The organism is Agarivorans sp. (assembly GCF_050295395.1).
Taxonomy (GTDB): domain Bacteria; phylum Pseudomonadota; class Gammaproteobacteria; order Enterobacterales; family Celerinatantimonadaceae; genus Agarivorans.
On the sequence record NZ_JBNKPP010000212.1, the window covers coordinates 1 to 6,150 of the forward strand.

General features: G+C 46.1%; 6 protein-coding genes and 1 riboswitch. Of the genes, 1 reads left to right on the plus strand and 5 read right to left on the minus strand.

Annotated elements, in window-relative coordinates:
• From ACQY6Q_RS12155 to moaA, 5 genes are all read right to left on the minus strand, one after another.
• Positions 1 to 382, minus strand: a 382-nt coding sequence (locus tag ACQY6Q_RS12155; RefSeq protein ID WP_427981771.1) for a nitrate reductase cytochrome c-type subunit, incomplete at its 3' end; no start/stop codon positions are given.
• A 43-nt stretch (positions 383 to 425) separates the two neighbouring features.
• Positions 426 to 2,915 carry a nitrate reductase catalytic subunit NapA gene (gene napA, locus ACQY6Q_RS12160; protein WP_427981773.1) on the minus strand — a complete coding sequence of 830 codons (2,490 nt, stop codon included), beginning with the start codon at positions 2,913 to 2,915 and terminating at the stop codon, positions 426 to 428.
• Complete coding sequence (locus ACQY6Q_RS12165) at positions 2,912 to 3,172, minus strand: chaperone NapD (RefSeq protein ID WP_427981774.1); 261 nt, start codon at positions 3,170 to 3,172, stop codon at positions 2,912 to 2,914. Before ACQY6Q_RS12165 ends, napA begins: the two co-directional genes overlap by 4 nt.
• Positions 3,169 to 3,657 (minus strand): ferredoxin-type protein NapF, encoded by a 489-nt coding sequence (gene napF / locus ACQY6Q_RS12170; protein ID WP_427981775.1) that lies wholly within the window; start codon positions 3,655 to 3,657, stop codon positions 3,169 to 3,171. Before napF ends, ACQY6Q_RS12165 begins: the two co-directional genes overlap by 4 nt.
• Positions 3,658 to 3,827: 170 nt before the next feature.
• Positions 3,828 to 4,802, minus strand: a complete 975-nt coding sequence (gene moaA / locus ACQY6Q_RS12175) for a GTP 3',8-cyclase MoaA (protein WP_427981777.1) — start codon at positions 4,800 to 4,802, stop codon at positions 3,828 to 3,830.
• Positions 4,791 to 4,929, minus strand: a riboswitch (molybdenum cofactor riboswitch). It overlaps the preceding gene by 12 nt.
• Before the next feature lie 99 nt (positions 4,930 to 5,028).
• On the opposite strand from moaA, the gene ACQY6Q_RS12180 reads away from it, so the two are divergent.
• The coding region (locus tag ACQY6Q_RS12180) for a type IV pili methyl-accepting chemotaxis transducer N-terminal domain-containing protein (RefSeq protein WP_427981779.1) at positions 5,029 to 6,150 on the plus strand (1,122 nt) is incomplete at its 3' end.

Genomic DNA, 6,150 nt, shown 5'->3' on the forward strand with positions numbered 1-6,150 from the left:
GCAAACAGAAGTAGCGACGGGGCGACACATCAGACAATACTTCGCCATCTCTTGCCTCATAGTGAGTCACGCTGATTTTAGTGGCTCCGCTATCTCTGGCATTTTTCCAGCTATGGCACGACAGGCATTTATTAGCATTTAAATTCACTTCGTAATGACGAATTTGATGTGGAATTAAAGGGGGTTGGAAAACATAATCGTTTTCATAAGGTTTAGCTTGTTCAACCACCTTTTTCATTTGTTGAGCGTCTTGCTGGCTATCTAGCTCAGTGCTACCGCGCAAGGACTGCAGGCCCCCATTAGTGACATAGTCGTTGGCAACAACTGCACCACAGAGCAGCAAACCGCCGATTAACCCTGATAGAATCACTCTCATTTTCATAATAATCTCTCCGCCACCTCGGCAAATAATTCTGAATAAAGCCTTAAACTTTAAGCAACTTCACGGCGCACTTTTTAAAATCAGTTTCTTTAGACAAAGGATCCGTTGCATCCAAGGTCAGCTTATTAGTGAGCTGTTTAGCATCAAACCAAGGCATAAATACCAAGCCTTTTGGTGGCCGATTACGCCCGCGAGTTTCCACCCGTGATTTCACTTCTCCGCGACGTGATTGAATCAGAACTTCGTCACCACGCTTAAGCCCGCGCTGTGCCGCATCTTCAGGGTGCACAAACAATACCGCGTCAGGGAAAGCTCGATACAGCTCAGGTACTCGCCGTGTCATAGAGCCTGAATGCCAGTGTTCTAATACCCGACCCGTGCTGAGCCATAGATCATATTCTTGATCAGGGGACTCCGCTGCTGGTTCATAAGGTGTGGCGATAATAAAGGCTTTGCCATCTGGCTTACCGTAAAAGTGCACGCCCTGCCCAGCTTTAACATAAGGATCGTGACCCTCGCGAAAACGCCAGCGAGTCTCTTTGCCATCCACCACAGGCCAACGTAGACCACGTACTTGGTGGTAGGTATCAAAGTCGGCCAAATCATGAGCATGACCACGACCAAAACTGGCATATTCTTCAAATAAGCCTTTTTGTAAATAGAAGCCAAAGTCATGTGATTCATCATTTAATGGCGAATCTATCTGCTCTAATGGGTATTTATCGACTACGCCGTTGCGGAACAGCACATCGTAAAGGGTTTTACCTTGGTATTCCGGCTTTTTAGCCAGCAACTCGGCAGGCCAAACCTCTTCAACTTTAAAGCGTTTAGAAAACTCAACCAGCTGCCAAAGATCTGACTTAGCCTCACCCGGTGCCGTCACTTGTTGATGCCAAAACTGAGTTCGGCGCTCGGCGTTACCGTAAGCACCCTCTTTTTCCACCCACATTGCGGTGGGTAAGATCAAGTCGGCCGCTTGAGCCGTCACTGTTGGATAAGGATCAGATACAACAATGAAGTTTTCGGGGTTACGGTAACCGGGTAAGCCTTCTTCGTTCATGTTGGGCGCGGCCTGCATATTGTTGTTACACATCACCCAATACGCATTTAATTTACCATCTTTCAACATGCGGTTTTGTAATACCGCGTGATAACCAGGCTTAGGCGGGATGGTGCCGTCAGGAAGCTGCCAAATGTCTTCAGCAATTTTACGGTGTTTAGGATTCGCCACCACCATATCAGCAGGCAAACGATGCGAGAAGGTACCTACTTCACGAGCCGTACCACACGCCGATGGCTGGCCGGTTAGTGAGAATGGGCTGTTACCCGCCTCAGAAATTTTTCCGGTTAACAAATGAATGTTGTAACAAGAACAGTTTGCCCATACGCCGCGCGTATGTTGGTTAAAGCCCATAGTCCAGAAAGAGGTGACTTTAACCTTTGGATCGGCATAATCTTTAGCCAAGGCTTCTAGTTTTTCTGCCGGTACACCAGATAAAGCCGATACTGCTTCTAGGTTGTAATCTTTTAAAAACTCCCGATATTCATCGAAGCTCATATCCACCATCTTGCCAGAATCAGGATTAGCCGCAGCTTGCTGCAATGGGTGTTCTGGACGCAAGCCATAACCAATATCGGTGGTACCACGTTTGAAGTGGGTGTGTTTATCCACAAAGTCCCAATTCACTTTGTCATTTTCAATAATGTAATGGGCAATGTAATTGAGAATCGCCAAGTCTGTCTGGGGAGTAAATACAATGCCATTGTCAGCCAACTCGAAGCTACGATGTTCAAAGGTAGACAATACGTGCACTTTTACATGCGGCGCGGATAAACGGCGATCGGTTAAGCGAGACCAAAGAATCGGATGCATTTCGGCCATGTTAGAGCCCCACAACACAAAAGCGTCGGCAGCCTCTAAATCATCATAACAGCCCATTGGTTCATCGATACCAAAGGTACGCATGAAACCACCCACAGCAGAAGCCATACAATGGCGCGCGTTGGGGTCAATGTTGTTAGTTAAAAAGCCCGCTTTATGCAACTTGGCTGCGGCATAACCTTCCCACACCGTCCACTGACCAGAACCAAACATGCCCACCGAAGTCGGCCCTTTATCGGCGATGGCTTTTTTCCATTTTTCCGCCATGACATCAAAGGCCTGATCCCAAGACACCGGAGTAAACTCGCCTTGTTTATCAAACTTACCGTCTTTCATTCTCAGTAGGGGCGTGGTTAAGCGGTCTTTACCGTACATGATTTTGGAAAGGAAATAGCCTTTAATACAGTTTAAACCGCGGTTAACTGGCGACTCAGGATCCCCTTGGGTGGCCACCACCTTGCCGTTTTGCGAGCCTACCAATACACTACAACCTGTACCACAAAAGCGGCATGCGGCTTTTGCCCAAGTCATTTCGGTTTTCTCTGATGAAGTAATCAGATTGGTGGCACTGGCTGGTAATGTGATCCCCGCAACCGTGGCTGCGGCACTTACCGCATTCGCTTTAACAAATTGTCGGCGAGTCCATTTCATGATACTTCCTCACTAGCTGATTCAAATTGGTGAAAAACTAAGTTACTGCTGAGCACAGCATCTAACTTAGCGATATCTTCTAAGGTACTAACGATATTGTGGCGCTTGTTACTCTCGATAGAGACCACGATTTTGCCTTCAGGATTAAAACCATGAACTTCCAAACCGGCAAACTCGCCAATTTGCGCAATAACCTGCTGAATTTTATCGGGCTTACAAAGCACCACCGCACTGCTAATATGGTATTCATCGCTCATAGTACTTCCTTAATCTCAATGGCTTGACTTGGGCAAGCGGCAATACAAGCACCGCAACTATTACATTTATCATCATCGACCCTCACCTCGGCTTTACCGCCAATTAAAGGCCGAATGCTGACGGCAGCTTGTTCACAGTTGTCACTACAACTACGGCAATAAACGCCGTTTTGCGCCAGGCAAGCAGTCTCAAGCACCGCGATACTGTTATCCCAAGCGGCTTGATGCTGCTCGTGAAACAAACCTTCGGGGCACACCGCGGCGCATTGATAACAAAAGCTACATTCACCCTGAGTAAAATCCACCAAGGGAAAGCCACCACTCGCTTTTACTATTATCTTTTCCGGGCAGGTTTTTATGCATTCACCACACTGGGTACAACCTTGCTCTATCGGCTGTTTCAACCACGGTAGGCGATGATGTTGTTTACTTCTTAAGCTAGGGCTTTGACTAAACAGACGCCGTTTAGAAAGGTCTATAGACATTAATTCTCCCCATGCTTAACCTCAACCAGCAACGATCAGCAACAACCCTAGCTTTATTGGGGTCAAGCGTAGATTTTATTAACATTCAATAACATACCTCTAAAGAGGTGTTTGTTAAAATGATTGACTTAGATCAATTATAGTGCGTGATATTTATCACGCACTAAAGCTTATCCGCCGATGGAAGCAAGGTGAGGAGTCGCGCCGGTATTTCCTTGATGAAGAAAATGGCTGACTTTTTTAGTTTGTAGGGCTGATTCGATACGCTGGCATAAAGCGGCCTGTTGCTCTGGTTGTTGCAGTAAATCACGCAGCTCAACACCCTCTTCACCAAACAGGCAGAGGTGCAACTTACCCTGAGAAGAAACCCTTAGTCGATTACATGTCGCGCAGAAATCTTTGGCATAGGGCATGATTAAGCCGATCTTACCTGCGTAGTCTGGGTGATGAAAAACCTGCGCTGGCCCGGCATTGTGGGCGCGAATTTGCTGCTCCCAGCCTTCTCTTAACAGGTACTGCTTAAACCCAGCGCCATTAATATGGTGCTGAGCAAAATACTCTGGCCGCTCGCCCATTTGCATGAGCTCGATAAAACGGACCTCCACCGGGCGTTGCTTTATCCATTGTAAATATTTTTCAAAGGTTTGCTGTGCTTCGGCCTTTAACAGCACGGCATTTAACTTAACAGCACTGAAACCTTGGTTTAAGGCTTCATCAATACCGGCCATCACCTTGGTGAACGTTTTAGTACCGGTAATTAACTCAAACTGACGGGGGTCGAGGCTATCAACACTCACGTTGATGTGGCTTAAACCGGCTTGTTTCCAGCGTTTAGCCTGAGAAGCCAAGCGAAAGCCGTTGGTGGTCATAGCTAACTGTTTAATACCGGGGGTATTGGCACAAATTTCCATTACCTCGGTAAGATCCTTGCGTAAGCTAGGCTCACCGCCAGTTAAACGAATTTTGTTGGTGCCAAGGCTAGCGAAACTAGCTGCCAACCGCTCGATTTCAGACAAACTGAGATTCTGCTTAGGCGCCTCGCAGTGGTAGCCATCAGGCAGGCAGTAGTTACATTTAAAATTACACTCGTCGGTGAGCGACAAACGCAAGTAGAAAAACTGTCGGTTAAACGCGTCCGATAACATAAATCAACCTTTCCAAATACGGGAGGCAAAACCATTTCTGAGATTTACCCTGCTTAGTCAATGCTAAGGGTCTAAACGCCATATCATTAGGACTTAGGTCAATTTAGACTTCGGTGATGTTGTTAATGCTATGCAAAAAAATAGTATTTGTTAAGTGCTTTGTAAAAGTTACACTTAATGACAGATACGAGTTTAATCAAATTATCTATTTAACAAGGACTTCTAGTTGAAGCTTTATTTTGGGAAACGCTCTATCGCCACCGCCGTCATTCGGCTACTCAGCTTGATGATGGTATTTTTTGCATTGGTGGCGATGGGCTCGCTTACTACATTAGTCAATAGCTTAAATGACGCTGAAGCGATTAATATTGCGGGCTCGTTACGAATGCAAAGCTATCGTATGGCGCATGCGCTGAATGTTAACGACCAAGCGATAGCTGATAAAATTGCTCACTTTGAACGTTCCTTAAACAGCCCAGCTCTACAAAAAGTCGCCAAACAAGGTAGCGAAATGAACCAGCGCTACTTAAAGGTTAAGCAACGTTGGCAGCAACTCAAGCCTTATGTAGTGAATCATGACACACTTTACTTCGACCATCATGTGGTGGGTTTTGTTGATCTGATTGATCAGTTTGTTGCCGAAACCCAATACAATTCTGAGGAAAAGGTTTTTTCTCTGACTTTCTTGCAGATATTCGCCTTTGTCATCATCACCTTAATCGCTATTTACACCCTTTGGTACATTCAGCGTAATATTTCTAAACCGATCTATCGACTGGTTGAAGCGGTGCGCCAGGTGCAAAGTGGCGATTTTAAAATTTCCGTTCCCACTCGTTATGCCAGCATCGAAATGGAAACCCTGGCAAGAGGGATCATCTCAATGTCGCAAGATTTAGACAGCAGTTATCAAACGCTGGAAAATCAGGTCAAAGAGAAAACTAAAGAGCTTCGTCGCGCCAACCAAGATCTCAACTTCCTGTACAATTTGGAACAAATTCTCTTTAACAGCACCTTAAACCAGCAACATTTCCAGCAGTCTTTGCAACTGCTCTGCGAAACCCTAGGCATTAGGGGCGCAAAGCTACAACTTAATAAACTAGGCATGGACGTAAACTACCAAGCGGGTGAAGTTGAACTAACACCACCGATTGCCTTGGAGTTGAACCAAGAACGTTATGGCTATTTAGTGTTACCCGAAGTGCCACCAAACCGGGTCGCTATAGTCACCAGTTACTGCCGAACCATCACCAAGGTATTGCGCTTTGAGCAAGGCTTGCTACAAAAACAAAAACTGTTATTAATGGAAGAACGCGCCACCATTGCGCGCGAGTTACACGACTCACTCGCC